Origin of the sequence: Plantibacter flavus (assembly GCF_051487245.1) — a bacterium.
Taxonomy (GTDB): domain Bacteria; phylum Actinomycetota; class Actinomycetes; order Actinomycetales; family Microbacteriaceae; genus Plantibacter; species Plantibacter flavus_B.
On sequence record NZ_JAHVDH010000001.1, the window covers coordinates 481,867 to 496,180 of the forward strand.

The 14,314-nt window shown below is 66.8% G+C and carries 14 protein-coding genes; 9 read left to right on the forward strand and 5 right to left on the reverse strand.

All coding sequences use genetic code 11. The features are described 5' to 3' along the window. Positions 1–353 precede the first annotated feature (353 nt). The 4 genes from nrdH (at position 354) to nrdF (ending at position 4,323) form a co-directional block, all read left to right on the forward strand. Positions 354–587: a glutaredoxin-like protein NrdH gene (nrdH, locus tag KXS11_RS02220; RefSeq protein WP_056007615.1), complete on the forward strand. Its 234-nt coding sequence runs from the start codon at positions 354–356 to the stop codon at positions 585–587. Between the two features lie 84 nt (positions 588–671). Next, positions 672–1,085, forward strand: coding sequence for a class Ib ribonucleoside-diphosphate reductase assembly flavoprotein NrdI (gene nrdI, locus KXS11_RS02225; protein WP_437383814.1), 414 nt, complete (start codon positions 672–674; stop codon positions 1,083–1,085). A 23-nt stretch (positions 1,086–1,108) separates the two neighbouring features. Next, the gene (gene nrdE, locus KXS11_RS02230) at positions 1,109–3,214 is read left to right on the forward strand and encodes a class 1b ribonucleoside-diphosphate reductase subunit alpha (RefSeq protein WP_437384128.1); all 2,106 of its coding nucleotides are present in this window, start codon (positions 1,109–1,111) and stop codon (positions 3,212–3,214) included. A gap of 134 nt (positions 3,215–3,348) precedes the next feature. Beyond that, positions 3,349–4,323: a class 1b ribonucleoside-diphosphate reductase subunit beta gene (gene nrdF, locus KXS11_RS02235; RefSeq protein WP_437383815.1), complete on the forward strand. Its 975-nt coding sequence runs from the start codon at positions 3,349–3,351 to the stop codon at positions 4,321–4,323. A 97-nt stretch (positions 4,324–4,420) separates the two neighbouring features. Here the strand turns inward: nrdF and KXS11_RS02240 are convergent, their stop codons facing one another. Continuing rightward, positions 4,421–4,633 (reverse strand): hypothetical protein, encoded by a 213-nt coding sequence (locus KXS11_RS02240; protein ID WP_437383816.1) that lies wholly within the window; start codon positions 4,631–4,633, stop codon positions 4,421–4,423. Between the two features lie 114 nt (positions 4,634–4,747). On the opposite strand from KXS11_RS02240, the gene cmtR reads away from it, so the two are divergent. Further along, entirely contained in the window at positions 4,748–5,101 is a 354-nt protein-coding gene (gene cmtR / locus KXS11_RS02245; protein WP_437383817.1) for a Cd(II)/Pb(II)-sensing metalloregulatory transcriptional regulator CmtR, read from the forward strand. Beyond that, positions 5,098–5,793: a cation transporter gene (locus tag KXS11_RS02250; protein WP_437383818.1), complete on the forward strand. Its 696-nt coding sequence runs from the start codon at positions 5,098–5,100 to the stop codon at positions 5,791–5,793. The genes cmtR and KXS11_RS02250 overlap by 4 nt, the downstream gene beginning before the upstream one ends. 109 nt (positions 5,794–5,902) lie before the next feature. Here the strand turns inward: KXS11_RS02250 and KXS11_RS02255 are convergent, their stop codons facing one another. Beyond that, positions 5,903–6,100: a hypothetical protein gene (locus KXS11_RS02255; RefSeq protein ID WP_437383819.1), complete on the reverse strand. Its 198-nt coding sequence runs from the start codon at positions 6,098–6,100 to the stop codon at positions 5,903–5,905. A 284-nt stretch (positions 6,101–6,384) separates the two neighbouring features. Here KXS11_RS02255 and KXS11_RS02260 point away from each other — a divergent pair, with 284 nt between their 5' ends. Both KXS11_RS02260 and KXS11_RS02265 read left to right on the forward strand, forming a co-directional pair. Further along, complete coding sequence (locus tag KXS11_RS02260) at positions 6,385–7,278, forward strand: dihydrodipicolinate synthase family protein (RefSeq protein WP_437383820.1); 894 nt, start codon at positions 6,385–6,387, stop codon at positions 7,276–7,278. Between the two features lie 89 nt (positions 7,279–7,367). Then, a complete protein-coding gene (locus KXS11_RS02265) occupies positions 7,368–7,904 on the forward strand; it encodes a hypothetical protein (RefSeq protein ID WP_437383821.1) in 537 nt (178 codons plus the stop codon). A 68-nt stretch (positions 7,905–7,972) separates the two neighbouring features. Here KXS11_RS02265 and KXS11_RS02270 read toward each other — a convergent pair whose 3' ends face one another. Together KXS11_RS02270 and KXS11_RS02275 are read right to left on the reverse strand one after the other, a co-directional pair. Continuing rightward, a complete protein-coding gene (locus KXS11_RS02270) occupies positions 7,973–8,362 on the reverse strand; it encodes a DoxX family protein (protein ID WP_437383822.1) in 390 nt (129 codons plus the stop codon). A gap of 81 nt (positions 8,363–8,443) precedes the next feature. Then, positions 8,444–9,067 carry a flavin reductase family protein gene (locus KXS11_RS02275; protein ID WP_437384129.1) on the reverse strand — a complete coding sequence of 208 codons (624 nt, stop codon included), beginning with the start codon at positions 9,065–9,067 and terminating at the stop codon, positions 8,444–8,446. A 201-nt stretch (positions 9,068–9,268) separates the two neighbouring features. Here KXS11_RS02275 and KXS11_RS02280 point away from each other — a divergent pair, with 201 nt between their 5' ends. After that, positions 9,269–10,123 carry a sulfurtransferase gene (locus KXS11_RS02280; protein ID WP_437383823.1) on the forward strand — a complete coding sequence of 285 codons (855 nt, stop codon included), beginning with the start codon at positions 9,269–9,271 and terminating at the stop codon, positions 10,121–10,123. Positions 10,124–10,283: 160 nt separating this feature from the next. Here KXS11_RS02280 and hrpA read toward each other — a convergent pair whose 3' ends face one another. Next, on the reverse strand, positions 10,284–14,159 hold the full coding sequence (gene hrpA, locus KXS11_RS02285; RefSeq protein ID WP_437383824.1) for an ATP-dependent RNA helicase HrpA: 3,876 nt from the start codon (positions 14,157–14,159) through the stop codon (positions 10,284–10,286). Positions 14,160–14,314: the final 155 nt, after the last annotated feature.

Below are 14,314 nucleotides of genomic sequence, written 5' to 3' on the forward strand. Positions count from 1 at the left end.
CTAGGGACCGCGTCCGACACGCGCGACACGCCCACGACACGCCCACGACACGCCCAACGTGACGATCGATGTCGGTGGTGCGGAGGAAGATTTCACCTGTGGATGAATATCCCTCAGTTGGGGGAGAAAAGGCCGTGAATCCGGGATTTTCACGTCGTCCGAACGCGTTGCATCCAGTGGAGAACCGGTGGATAACTCGCCGAAAACGGTGGAGAACCCGGTGGAAAACTACAGGGCTGTAACTACTAGCCCTTGGGGTACACCCCGGGGTCGCCAACTATATGTAGTATTGGAACCCCGGCGCAGGCCGCCTGGGGAATCATCAGTTTTTGAGGGGAAGGCACGAAAGAGCTATGGCAATCACGGTCTACACGAAGCCCAGCTGCGTCCAGTGCACGGCGACCTACCGCGCGCTCGACAACAAAGGGATCGAGTACAACATCCTCGACCTCTCCGTGGACGAGAACGCACTCGAGCAGGTCAAGGCCCTCGGCTACCTGCAGGCGCCCGTCGTCATCACCGAAGAGGACCACTGGTCGGGCTTCCGTCCCGACAAGATCGAAGAGCTCGCCGCACGTCTGGCTTGAGCCCACGGTCGCAGGCGTCACCATGAGCCGGCTCCAGCACCACCGCCCCACCCGCCCGTCCGGAATCCGACGAGGAGGTCCACCGTGCAACCGCGGCTGATCTACTTCTCGAGCATCTCCGGCAACACGCACCGCTTCATGCAGAAGCTCGACCTGCCCTCGTTGCAGATCCCGCTGTATGCGAAAGACGAAGCCGTGCACGCCACGGCACCCTATGTGCTCGTCACCCCCACCTACGGCGGGGGCAACGGACACGGCGCGGTGCCCAAGCAGGTGATCCGTTTCCTCAACGATGAGGGCAACCGATCCCTGATCCGCGGGGTCATCGCCGCCGGCAACACGAACTTCGGCGAAGCCTACGGGCTCGCCGGCGACGTGATCGCCAGCAAATGCAAGGTCCCGCACCTCTACCGCTTCGAACTCTTCGGAACCCAGGACGATGTCAGCACCGTCCACAATGGATTGGAATCATTTTGGCAGCAGCGCCAGTTTCAGTGATCGACGCACCGTCGACGAGCCAGATGGACTACCACTCGCTCAACGCGATGCTCAACCTCTACGGCCCGAACGGCGAGATCCAGTTCGACAAGGACCGTGAGGCTGCCCGGGAGTACTTCCTGCAGCACGTGAACCAGAACACGGTGTTCTTCCACTCGCTCAAGGAACGCCTCGACTACCTGGTCGAGAAGGAGTACTACGAGCAGGCCGTCCTCGACAAGTACCCGTTCGACTTCATCCAGAAGCTCAACGACCTCGCGTACTCGAAGAAGTTCCGCTTCCAGACCTTCCTCGGCGCGTTCAAGTACTACACCTCGTACACGCTGAAGACGTTCGACGGCAAGCGCTACCTCGAGCGCTTCGAGGACCGCGTCGTCATGACCGCCCTCGGTCTCGCCGACGGCGACCAGAAGCTCGCTGTCGCGCTCGTCGAGGAGATCATCGCGGGTCGCTTCCAGCCGGCCACGCCGACCTTCCTCAACTCGGGCAAGGCGCAGCGCGGTGAACTCGTCTCCTGCTTCCTCCTCCGCATCGAAGACAACATGGAGTCGATCGCCCGCGGCATCAACTCCGCACTGCAGCTGTCGAAGCGTGGCGGTGGCGTCGCCCTGTCGCTCTCGAACATCCGTGAGTCGGGTGCACCCATCAAGCAGATCGAGAACCAGTCGAGCGGCATCATCCCCGTGATGAAGCTCCTCGAGGACTCCTTCAGCTACGCCAACCAGCTGGGCGCGCGTCAGGGCGCCGGTGCCGTGTACCTCAACGCGCACCACCCCGACATCCTCCGCTTCCTCGACACTAAGCGTGAGAACGCCGACGAGAAGATCCGCATCAAGACGCTGTCCCTCGGCGTCGTCGTCCCCGACATCACCTTCGAGCTGGCGAAGAAGGGTGAGGACATGTACCTGTTCTCCCCGTACGACGTCGAGCGCGTGTACGGTGTGCCGTTCGGCGACATCTCCATCACGGAGAAGTACCACGAGATGGTCGACGACTCACGGATCAAGAAGACGAAGATCAACGCCCGCGAGTTCTTCCAGACCATCGCGGAGATCCAGTTCGAGTCCGGCTACCCGTACATCGTGTTCGAGGACACCGTGAACAAGGCGAACCCGATCAAGGGTCGCATCAACATGTCGAACCTGTGCTCGGAGATCCTCCAGGTCAACACGCCGACCACGTACAACGAGGACCTCTCGTACAAGGAGATCGGCAAGGACATCTCCTGCAACCTGGGTTCGCTCAACATCGCGCTCACGATGGACTCGCCCGACTTCGGCCGCACCGTCGAGACCGCCATCCGCGGCCTCACCTCGGTGTCGGACCAGAGCCACATCAGCTCGGTGCGCTCGATCGAGGACGGCAACGACAAGTCGCACGCCATCGGCCTCGGCCAGATGAACCTCCACGGCTACCTCGCCCGTGAGCGTGTGCACTACGGCAGCCCCGAAGGCATCGACTTCACGAACATCTACTTCTACACGGTCGTGTTCCACGCGCTGCGTGCTTCGAACCTGATCGCCAAGGAGCGCGGGGAGACCTTCGACGGTTTCGCCGACTCGCAGTACGCCTCGGGCGAGTTCTTCGACAAGTACACCGACCAGGTGTGGGAGCCCGAGACCGACCGCGCCCGTGAGCTGTTCGCACAAGCCGGCGTGCAGATCCCGACGCAGGCCGACTGGGCCGAGCTGAAGGCGTCCATCCAGGAGCACGGCATCTACAACCAGAACCTCCAGGCGGTCCCGCCCACCGGTTCGATCTCCTACATCAACAACTCCACGTCGTCGATTCACCCGATCGCGTCGAAGATCGAGATCCGCAAGGAAGGCAAGCTCGGTCGCGTGTACTACCCGGCTCCGTTCATGACGAACGACAACCTGGAGTTCTACGAGGACGCCTACGAGATCGGCGCTGAGAAGATCATCGACACCTACGCTGCGGCGACGCAGCACGTCGACCAGGGGCTCTCGCTGACCCTGTTCTTCAAGGACACCGCCACCACGCGCGACATCAACAAGGCCCAGATCTACGCGTGGAAGAAGGGCATCAAGACGATCTACTACATCCGTCTGCGCCAGCTCGCACTCGAGGGCACCGAGGTCGACGGCTGCGTCAGCTGCATGCTCTAACACCCGCTTCACCGCCCGTCGACAGTCTCAGGGACCGATTCGTTCCCTGAGACTGTCGACGGGCCACCCGCACCCCGGTCCCTGCGTCTGTCGAAGGGGCCGCTCACACTTATCCGTTTAGAGGACACGAACACATGTCAGAGAAGCTCAAGCTCGTCGACCGGGTACAGGCGATCAACTGGAACAAGATCGAGGACGAGAAGGACGTCGAGGTCTGGAACCGCCTCGTCAACAACTTCTGGCTCCCCGAGAAGATCCCGCTGTCGAACGACGTCCAGTCGTGGAACACGCTGACGCCCGAGGAGCAGCAGCTCACCATGCGCGTCTTCACGGGCCTGACGCTGCTCGACACCATCCAGGGCACCGTCGGTGCCGTGTCGCTGATCCCCGACGCGATCACGCCGCACGAGGAGGCCGTCTACACGAACATCGCCTTCATGGAGTCGGTGCACGCGAAGAGCTACTCCTCGATCTTCTCCACCCTCAGCAGCACGAAGGAGATCGACGAGGCGTTCCGCTGGTCGGTCGAGAACCCGAACCTGCAGAAGAAGGCGTCCATCGTCATGGACTACTACCGTGGCGACAACCCGCTGAAGCGGAAGGCGGCGTCCACGCTGCTCGAGTCGTTCCTCTTCTACTCCGGCTTCTACCTGCCCATGCACTGGTCGAGCCGCGCGAAGCTCACCAACACCGCCGACATGATCCGTCTGATCATCCGCGACGAGGCCGTGCACGGCTACTACATCGGCTACAAGTTCCAGAAGGGGCTCGAGAAGCTGACGCAGACGGAGCGCGACGAGATCAAGGACTACACGTTCTCGCTGCTCTACGAGCTGTACGACAACGAGGTGCAGTACACGCAGGACCTCTACGACCAGGTGGGCCTCACCGAGGACGTCAAGAAGTTCCTGCACTACAACGCGAACAAGGCGCTCATGAACCTCGGCTACGAGGCCATGTTCCCGAAGACGCTCACCGACGTGAACCCTGCGATCCTGTCAGCGCTCTCCCCGAACTCGGACGAGAACCACGACTTCTTCTCGGGCTCCGGCTCCTCCTACGTGATCGGCAAGGCCGTCGTCACGGAAGACGAGGACTGGGACTTCTAGCATCTGCGCGACGCGCTGAACGCACGAGGGCCGGACGGAATCGACGATTCCGTCCGGCCCTCGTGCGTGTGCCCTGCGTCAGCGACGGCGTGACGAGCTAGACGCTCTGCAGGCTGCCGAACACCCAGCTGAAGAAGACCACGATCATGGTCTGCACCACGGGCGCGAAGAGGACTGCCGTGACGGTGGTCGCGATGGCGAGGATGACCACGAGCGCTACCGCCACCACCAGGCCGTTCCGCGCCGCGCTCGGGGCCTCGACGGATTCGGAGACGAGGAGCTCGTCGATCGCGGTGTCGGTGTCAGGCATCGTTCCTCCGGCTGCAGTGGTGTTCTCGACCCTACCTCGCCGCGGTCGCGCGAGGTCCCTTGCCCAGAGGGCGAGTCCTCGACAATTGGTCAGTCGTCACTGTATGGTCAGTACATGCTGACCATTGCTCCTCGTCTCGACGTCCTGAATCGATTGGGACGCGCGATGTCCGATCCGACCCGATCGTCGATCCTGCTCCGGCTGCTCGACGGCTCGGGGTATCCGGCGCAACTCGCGGTGGACCTCGACCTCACGAGGTCGAACGTGTCGAACCATCTCGCGTGTCTGCGCGGCTGCGGGATCATCGTCGCGATCCCCGAAGGGCGGCGAACCCGCTACGAGATCGCGGATCCGCACCTGACGCGCGCACTCGAGGCACTCGTCGACGTCGTGCTCGCGGTCGACGACGGGGCCGACTGCGCGGACGAGACCTGTGACGTCCCGCTCTGCTGCGGACCAGGCGCATGAGCGACCGCACCGTGGTGGGTGAGTCCGTGCTCGCTGCACCGTCGCCTGCGCGTCGAGCCGTCCTCCAGCGGCGAATCCGCGTGGTCGTCGCGATCACGATCTCCTACAACGTGGTCGAGGCGATCATCGCGCTCAGTGCGGGTTCGGTCGCCTCATCGGCTGCCCTCATCGGCTTCGGACTCGACTCCATCGTCGAGGTCCTGTCCGCGGCCGCTGTCGCCTGGCAGTTCGCGAGTCCGGACCCTGAGCGGCGGGAACGCGTCGCGCTGCGCGTGATCGCCGTCTCCTTCTTCGCCCTCGCCGCCTACGTGAGCGTGGATGCGCTCCTGTCCGTGCTCGGCCTCCGGCAAGCCGAGCACAGTACGGTCGGTATCGTCCTCGCGGCCCTGAGCCTCATGATCATGCCGTTCCTGAGTTGGTTCGAGCGACGCACCGGGCGAGAGCTCGGTTCCGCGTCGGCCGTCGCCGACGCGAAGCAGACGCTGCTCTGCAGCTACCTCTCGGCCGCGCTCCTCGCCGGTCTGCTGCTCAACAGCCTGCTGGGCTGGGCATGGGCGGATTCGGTGGCCGCGCTGGTCATCGCCGTCTTCGCGGTGCGAGAAGGCCTCGAGGCCTGGCGTGGCGATGCGTGCAAGACACCGGTCGCCGCGATGACCGGCGAGATCGACGCCCGGAGCTGCGACTGCTGCTGAGGTGCCCGGATGTGATCGGTTCCGCGCCGGATTCGCGCAGGACCGGGCCACTCACGACGAGGGCCGGGCGGTATCCATGATTCCGCCCGGCCCTCCGGTGTGCGCTGCGTCAGCGAGGACGCTGGGAGCGCCGCAACTTCTGCAGTCCGAGGGCGATGAACGACACGACGACGAACGCCGCTCCCACGATCGCCAACCACCCCTGCTGTTGTTCGAGGAATCCGGACCCGGTGAGCAGTCCTTGGATCTGACTGGCGACACTCAGCACGATGAGCACGAGTCCGGCCAGCGCGGTGATGATCTGCACGGTTCTCAGAGCGGCTAGCACGTCCAGAGGACCCGGCTGTCGTTCAACGGGGCGCCGTTGCCGTTGCATTCAGGCCGATTCTGGTCGTCTTCATCCGCTGTGTTCCTTTCGTCACGCTTCCGTTGTGGACCCCAGCCACGCTACGTTCGTCGACGCATAACCCCAAACGGGGGACAGGACCCGTGGACCAAGCGCGCGCTGTGCGGTACCGTGCGGCCTCTCCCATGGCAGCATGGGTCGGGTCCGGTGCGTTCACGACCCGCTGCGTGCCGGGGAGGAGGAGCATGTTCACGGGTGTCAGCGCGTTCCCACTCACGCCGATCGTGGGGGAGGCCATCGACGAGGACTCGTTCGCCCGCATCGTGGAGCGAGCGGCGCGAGCCGGGGTCGACTCGATCGGCGCACTCGGGTCGACGGGGAGCGCCGCCTACCTCGACCGCGCCGAGCGTGCTCGAGTGGCGCGACTCGCGGTCGAAGCCGCCGGTGACATCCCCGTCATCGTCGGGATCAGCGCGTTGGCGACGCGGGCGGTGCTCGCCAACCTCGACGACGCGTGCGCGGCCGGGGCGGCGGCGGTGCTCCTCGCACCCATGACCTACCAGGCGCTCGGCGACGACGAGGTGTTCGGTCTGTACGAGGCGGTGGCCACACGCTCGCCGCTGCCGATCGTCGTCTACGACAATCCGGGAACCACGCACGTCGTCTTCAGCGACGAGCTGCACGCGCGGATCGCGCACCTCGATGCCGTCGCATCGATCAAGATCCCGCCGGTGTCCGTCGACCTCGACACGGCACGGGTGCGGGTGGCGGCGCTCCGGGCGCTGCTGCCTGACGGGGTGACCGTCGGCGTCAGCGGCGACGGCACCGGTGCGATCGGCCTCCTCGCGGGAAGCGACGCGTGGTACAGCGTGATCGCGGGAGTGATCCCCGAGATCGCGGTGCAGATCACCCGGGCAGCTCAGGCGGGAGACACCGATTCGGCGCTCCGGCGATCGGATCGCCTTGCTCCGATCTGGGGGCTGTTCGGCCGGTTCGGCAGCCTGCGCGTCGCATCCGCGATCGCGGAGGAGCTCGGACTCGTCGGCGCTCACCATCTGCCGCGCCCGGTGCTCGGGCTCGACGCTGCGGGCCGGGCGGAGGTCGTCGCGGCGCTCGACGCGGCTGGCCTGCGTCCCTGACGTCCTCGCTGTCGCCAGGGCCCGTGAGACGGATCGCCCTGATCCGCGTTACCGTGGAGGATCAGCCATCGCGATCCGGGGGGACCGACATGACCGACATTTCCGACCAGACGTCGCCTGCGCGCGTCGATCCAGGTGACGTCATCACGGCGCGCGACGCACAGCCGTGGGTACCGGTCGTCTCGGCGGTGCGCTCACTCGTCATCGTCGGGCTGATCGCCTCGTTCCTCTACGGCGTGCTGACCACCGCGGGACGCGGCTTCTGCCCGGGCGGGGCCACCGGAGACGGCGGGTTCATCGACGCCGACGGCGCCCCGACGGATACGGCTCCGCAGTGCATCTCGCTGGCGCTGACGCCGAGCCTCGTCGTGTTCGTGGCGTTCGGTGGCATCGTGCTCTGGGCGCTGACCGTCGTCGCGCGGCGCGCGCTGACCGAAGCAGCGGCCCTCCGAGTGATCAAGCGCTCGATGATCGCGATCGTCGTCGTCCTCGTGGCGAGCGTCGTGATCAGTCATGTGTGGTTCGCGCTGCTGCCGGTGGACGAGTGGGACGGCGTCAACACGTTCTTCGTGTATCCGTTCCCGTTCGGCTCGGTGTCGCTCGACATCTCACCGATGAACGGCTGACCGGCGGGGCCCCCTGAGCCGCCCGGAAATGCGCGATAGCGCCGGATTTCCGTGCAGAACCGGGCGAGTCAGCGGCGCGGGGGGCGCGTGGACCAGAGCGCCCACGCAATGAGCACAGGTTGGAAGAACAGCCGCCCGAAGCGACGGTTGTCGGTGTCGAGGCCGAACGCATCACGACGGTTGATCCACTGCGACAGGTTGCCCGGGAAAATCGCCGTGAAGAACAGCGCAGCCACATTGCCGACGAGGGTGCGCTTCACACCGGACGCCAATGCGGTCCCGAGTGCGATCTCGACGACGCCGGACGAGACCACCGTGGTGTCGACATCGATCGGCACCCACTCCGGGACCTGCGCCTGGAAGTCCTTCCGTGCGAACGTCAGATGGCTGATACCGGCGAAGACGAGCGCTCCTCCGAGCAGGAGACGTGCGACGGTGCGGGCTCTCGATCCAGCCATGCGGGTCCTCTCGACGACGGTGATGTCACCACGCTATCCGGAGATCGACGGAGAGATGAGGGGTTGCGGCTGCACAGATGCTCAGCCGTCGATCTGCGAGTTGGCGTCGAGACGGTGCCAGGTGCGGTTGTGGTAGACCAGCGGTGCGCCGTCGAAACTCGGGGTGAACGAGGGCGCAGCGGGAGCCGTCGGCTCAGCCGGTGCAGGCTGTGCAGCAGGGGCTGCCGGCGCGGAGACGCTCGACTCGAGGGCGTGGACGGCGATCACCGTCGAGGTCCCGGCCTCCATGCGGTTGACGATGCGCCCGCGGATCCACACCCCGTCTCCGGTGAAATAGGGCTCACCGCTCGGGAGGCGGTCCCAGATGGACGTGTCGGCGAAGCGGTCGATGCCGCTCGTGGCGCACAGCTTCGCGATGTGCAGCTGCTCGGAGCCCAGGAGGTGGACGACCACGGTGTCAGCGGCGACGATCGTCGGTGCGCTCGACGACAGCGACGAGACCGAGAAGACGAGGAGCGGCGGTTCGGCGCTCACGGAGAAGACCGAGGTCGCGGTGAGGCCGACGGGGCCCTGGCCGGCGTCGGCCGTGATGACCGAGACGCCCGCGGGGTGCTGGCGGAAGGCCGACTTGAAGTCGTCGGGGGAGAGCGAGGCGTAGCCGGGGGCGACGTCGGTGCCGTCGATCGCGGACGGCAGGGCGGTCACGGAGGCGGCTGCCTGGTGGACTGAGCTCACGGAGGGATCCTTCGAACGGCTACGGGGGACTGCGGCGACGAACTCTTCGACGGTCGTCGCTCAACCTAGGGTTCGCCCATCCGCGACGTGCTGCAACTGTGTTACCCGGTGTGACGGCCCCTGCCGGCCGCGAGGAGCGTCCGCGTCCGCTCGCCTGCGTACGCTGGTGGCATGCCCATCCTCATCAGCCCGCTCGAACTCGCCGAACTCATCGCCGCCCCGGAACCTGTCCGGATCCTCGACGTGCGCTGGCGACTGGACCGCCCCGACGGCCGACCCGACTACCTGGAGGGGCACGTGCCCGGGGCGGTGTACGTCGACCTCGACCATGAGCTCGCCGACCATGTGGCAGCAGGCGCCGCCCCCGTCGACGGCCGGCACCCGCTGCCGTCTGCGGAGGCGCTGCAACAGGCCGCGCGCTCCTGGGGCATCGACGACGGGGACGTCGTCGTGGTCTACGACGACCTGAAGAACCTCTCGTCGGCGCGTGCCTGGTGGGTGCTCCGCGACGCGGGCGTCGCGGACGTCCGGCTGTTGGACGGAGCGCTGCGGGGCTGGACCGCAGCGGGTCTGCCCCTCGAGACGGGAGCCGTCCAGCCGCGGGCCGGATCGGTCACCCTCACCAGCGGACATCTGCCGCGCATCACGATCGCCGAGGCGGCCGGCTGGGCGGAGGACCCCGACCGTGTGCTGCTCGATGCGCGGGCGCCGGAACGGTACCTCGGAGACGTCGAGCCGATCGACCCCCGTGCCGGCCACATCCCCGGTGCGGTGAACACGCCGACGACCGGGAACGTCGGGGCCGATGGGACGTTCCTGCCATCGGAGGAACTGCGAGCGCGGTTCCTCGCCGCGGGCGCCGTCGAGGGCTCGGCCGTGGCCACCTACTGCGGCAGCGGCATCACCGCCGCGCACAACGCCGTCGCGCTGACCCTCGCCGGTTTCGAGCCCGTGCTGTACCCGGGCTCGTGGAGTGAGTGGGCGAACCACCCAGAACGGCCCGTGGCCACCGGACCGCAGGCCTGAGCGTCCACGCCACCCCCACTCGGCCCGTCCAGAATTCAGGGAGTCTCCGCGGCTCAACGCGGGAACAGGAGTATTTCGCGCGGGAATCGGACATCTCGACCGCTCTGGCGCGATTCTCCCTGAATTCTGCACAGGGTTCTCGGGGACGGAGCGGGCCGCTCTAACCGGCGAGGACCTTCTGCAGACGCTGCAGGGAAACCGACTCCGCAGTGCCGAGCTGCTGCGCGAAGAGACTGATGCGCAGCTCCTCGAGCATCCATCGAGCCTTCACGAGGTGCTCGGGCGCGTCCGGCGGGAGGGGGATGACCCCGCCGGCCGCCTCGTAGCGGGCGAGCGCGGTCTGCGCCTCGGTCATCCAGACCCGGTCGCGGTTGGGGTTGTCGGCGAGACGCTCCGCGCGGTACCGGATGCCTGACAGGTAGCGCGGGAGGTGGTCGAGACGCGCTGAGCCCGTCCGTGACACGAAGCCGGGGAACACGAGTCCGTCGAGCTGTGCGCGCATGTCGGTGAGCGCCGCGAGCAGGGTCATGCTCGTCGCCGACTTCATGGCCTTCTCCGTGTCGCGGGCGCTCTGCAGGATCCGTGCCACGATCGCGACGGTCTGGAACATCCGGTCCATCACCGAGGCCGACACCCGGTCGCGCAGGGTCTCGTACTGCAGTTTCGAGAACACCTGACCGTCGGGCACCACACGGTACAGAACGTCGTCGATGCAGGCGGCGAGGCAGTCCTCGAACAGTGCGGCGGTCGAACGGTACGGGCTCGTCGCGAGCGCGAGCTTCTCGTTCGCCTTGAGGTGCTGCTGCACGTAGGCCGTCGGCGACGGGATCGCGAGCAGCAGGAGTCGACGGACTCCGGCGGGCATCGCGCGCGCCTGGTCGGCCTCGGTGCTCATGATGCGGATCGAGACGCTCGCGCCGTCGTCGACGATCGCGGGGTAGCCACGGATGACCCCGTCCTCCTGACGGATGTCGATGAAGCGGGGCAGGTCGTCGAAATCCCAGCGCGTGGCGCCGGTCTTCTCGATCGCGTTCGGCACGCGGGCTGCGGCGACCTTGGCGACGCTCGCGCGAGTGCGCTGCTTGAGGCGGTGCTGCAGTTCGACGAGATTCTTGCTGCTCGCGAGCGTCCGTCCGCGTTCGTCGATGACCCTGAAGGTGACCAGGAGGTGGTCTGGAACGCGCTCCATCTCGAAGTCGGCGGCCGAGATGTCCATGTAGGACAACCGTTTGATGGCGTTGGCGAGGCGCGTGGCGAACGAGTCCTCCGCGGCCGGCCGGTCGACAGAGACGGCCGGGACGTCGGCGGGGAGTTCCGCGATGAGCTTCGCCGCCCAGTCGGACGCCGGGACGATGTTGCGACGCAGCGCCTTCGGCAGCGCCTTGATCATCGCCGTGATGAGGTCCTTGCGCAGACCCGGCACCTGCCAGTCGAAACCCGCGGGGGAGAGGCGGTCGAGCAGGGCGAGCGGCACGATCGCGGTCACGCCGTCGTCGTCGCTGCCCGGTTCGAAGCGGTAGCTGAGCTTCAGCCGTTGGTCGGCCTGTACCCACTCGGCGGGGAACAGCGTCTCGTCGACCGTCGGCGTGTCCTCGGGGAGGAGGTCCTCCTGGCGCATCGTCAGCAGGTCCGGCTGATCGCCGCGGGTCTTGCGCCACCAGGTCTCGAAGCCCCGGGTGGTCGAGACGTCGGCGGGGACACGCGCGTCGTAGAAGTCGAAGACGGCCTCGTCGTCGAACAGGATGTCGCGGCGCCTGGTCCGTTCCTCGAGCTCGCTCAGCTCGCTGCGCAGGCGCCGGTTGGCGCGATGGAAGTCGAACAGCTTGTCGCGAGCGATGTCGTGGGTCCACTCGCCATCCACGAGGGCGTGCCGCAGGAACAGTTCGCGAGCCTGCTCCTGGTCGATCCGACCGAACTGTACGCGACGGCGCGGCACGATCGGGACTCCGAACAGTGTCACCTTCTCGAACGCGACGGCCGAGCCCTGGTTCTTCTCCCAGTGCGGCTCGCTGTAGGACCGCTTGCAGAGGTCGCCGGCGATCTGCTCCGCCCACGCGGGATCGATCGAGGCGTTCGTCCGGGCGAAGAGTCGGCTGGTCTCCACGAGCTCCGCGCTCATCACCGCGTTCGGTTGCTTCTTCGCGAGCGCGGAGCCGGGGAACAGCACGAAGCGGGTCTGGCGGGCACCGATGTAGTCGCCCTTCTTCGCCGTCTTCGTCGCGGGTGGAGCCCCACGCCCCTTCACCACCGGCGCGATCGACTGATCCTTCAGGCCGATGTGGGACAGGAGGCCCGCGAGGAGCGACTTGTGGATGCCGTCCGGGTTCACCGTCGGCTCGTTGATCGTGAGCCCGAGCGGTTTCGCGAGCTGACGCAGTTGACGGTAGACGTCGTGCCACTCACGGACGCGCAGGTAGTTCAGGAACTCGGCCTTGCAGAGTCGCCGGAATGCGCTCGACGAGAGCTCGTCCTGTTTCTCCTCGAGGTAGTTCCAGAGGTTGAGCAGGGCGAGGAAGTCGCTCGTGGGGTCGACGAAGCGCCGGTGCAACTCGTCGGCCTTCTGCCGGTGCTCGAGCGGCCGCTCACGTGGATCCTGGATGGTGAGCGCCGCGACGATCGCGAGGACCTCGCGTGACACCCCGTGCCGCTTCGACTCGACCACCATGCGCGCGAAGCGCGGGTCGATGGGGAGCCGGGTGAGGTCGCGTCCCACCCGGGTGAGCTTCGGGCCGGTGCCGCGCGGCGAGCCGTCGGCGAAGGTGCGCGTCTCGATCGCGCCGAGCTCGCTCAGGAGGTCGACGCCGTCCTTGATGCCGCGGGCGTCCGGTGGCTGGAGGAAGGGGAACGCGGCGATGTCGCCGAGGCCGAGGGAGATCATCTGCAGGATGACCGCTGCGAGGTTCGTCCGGAGGATCTCGGGTTCGGTGAACTCGGGACGCTTCGCGAAGTCCTCCTCCGAGTAGAGGCGGATGGCGATGCCCTCGCTCGTGCGTCCGGAGCGGCCGGAGCGCTGGTTCGCGGACGCCTGCGAGATCGCCTCGATCGGGAGGCGCTGCACTTTCGAACGGACGCTGTAGCGCGAGATGCGGGCGGTGCCGGCGTCGATCACGTACTTGATGCCGGGCACGGTGAGGCTCGTCTCCGCGACGTTCGTGGCGAGCACGATGCGTCGGCGGAGCCCGGGGACGGTCGAGGGCTGGAACACCTTGTGCTGGTCGGCGGAGGACAGACGACCGTACAGAGGGAGCACCTCGGTGCCCGCGAGGTTCCGTCCGCGGATCGCGTCGGCGGCGTCGCGGATCTCGGTCTCACCGGACAGGAAGACGAGGACGTCGCCCATCGACTCCCGCGCGAGCTCATCGAGCGCCGCGTTGATGCCTTCCAGGTAGTCGCGGTCGGCGGCCTCGGACTCCGGTGCGTCCTCGTCGTCGTCGGTCGGTTCCTCAGCGACGAGCGGACGGTATCGGATCTCGACGGGGTAGGTGCGACCGGACACCTCGACGATGGGTGCTCCCTCGAAGTGCTTCGAGAAGCTCTCGGGGTCGATCGTCGCCGAGGTGATGATGACCTTGAGGTCGGGGCGCTGGGGGAGGAGCTGCTTGAGGTAGCCGAGGAGGAAGTCGATGTTGAGGCTGCGCTCGTGCGCCTCGTCGATGATGATCGTGTCGTACTTGCGGAGCAGACGGTCACGATGGATCTCGTTCAGCAGGATGCCGTCGGTCATCAGCTTGATCTTCGTCGCCTTCGACGCCTGATCGGTGAAGCGCACCTGGTACCCGACGAGCCCACCGAGCTCCTGCCCGAGCTCCTCGGAGATGCGTTCGGCGATCGTGCGCGCGGCGAGGCGTCTCGGCTGGGTGTGTCCGATCGACTCACGGCCGAGTTCGAGACAGATCTTCGGGAGCTGGGTCGTCTTGCCGGAGCCGGTGGCGCCCGCGACGATGACCACCTGGTTCTCGCGGATGGCGCGCGCGATCTCCTCGCGCGCGGCACTGACGGGCAGCTCGGGCGGGTAGGCGATTCGGATCTCGGACATCAGCCCTCCATCGTATCGGTCCATCGGGCCGGCGGTCCCGTGCCGCGCGACCGCCGGCCAGGGCGTCATAAGTCGACACGCAGCAGCCGGCCTCGCGCAGGCGGTCGTACGCTGACGTCATTCCTCGACCGGGTATCGGCCGAGCCCTCGACCGG

Excerpts from the sequence above, each read along its gene's own strand:
- KXS11_RS02250 (WP_437383818.1), top strand. The coding sequence starts at position 5,098 with ATGAGCGACCGCACCGTGGTGGGTGAGTCCGTGCTCGCTGCACCGTCG.
- nrdF (WP_437383815.1), top strand. The coding sequence starts at position 3,349 with ATGTCAGAGAAGCTCAAGCTCGTCGACCGGGTACAGGCGATCAACTGG.
- KXS11_RS02260 (WP_437383820.1), top strand. The coding sequence starts at position 6,385 with ATGTTCACGGGTGTCAGCGCGTTCCCACTCACGCCGATCGTGGGGGAG.
- KXS11_RS02280 (WP_437383823.1), top strand. The coding sequence starts at position 9,269 with ATGCCCATCCTCATCAGCCCGCTCGAACTCGCCGAACTCATCGCCGCC.
- nrdE (WP_437384128.1), top strand. The coding sequence starts at position 1,109 with ATGGACTACCACTCGCTCAACGCGATGCTCAACCTCTACGGCCCGAAC.
- nrdH (WP_056007615.1), top strand. The coding sequence starts at position 354 with ATGGCAATCACGGTCTACACGAAGCCCAGCTGCGTCCAGTGCACGGCG.
- KXS11_RS02240 (WP_437383816.1), bottom strand. The coding sequence starts at position 4,633 with ATGCCTGACACCGACACCGCGATCGACGAGCTCCTCGTCTCCGAATCC.
- KXS11_RS02270 (WP_437383822.1), bottom strand. The coding sequence starts at position 8,362 with ATGGCTGGATCGAGAGCCCGCACCGTCGCACGTCTCCTGCTCGGAGGA.
- KXS11_RS02265 (WP_437383821.1), top strand. The coding sequence starts at position 7,368 with ATGACCGACATTTCCGACCAGACGTCGCCTGCGCGCGTCGATCCAGGT.
- cmtR (WP_437383817.1), top strand. The coding sequence starts at position 4,748 with ATGCTGACCATTGCTCCTCGTCTCGACGTCCTGAATCGATTGGGACGC.
- hrpA (WP_437383824.1), bottom strand. The coding sequence starts at position 14,159 with ATGTCCGAGATCCGAATCGCCTACCCGCCCGAGCTGCCCGTCAGTGCC.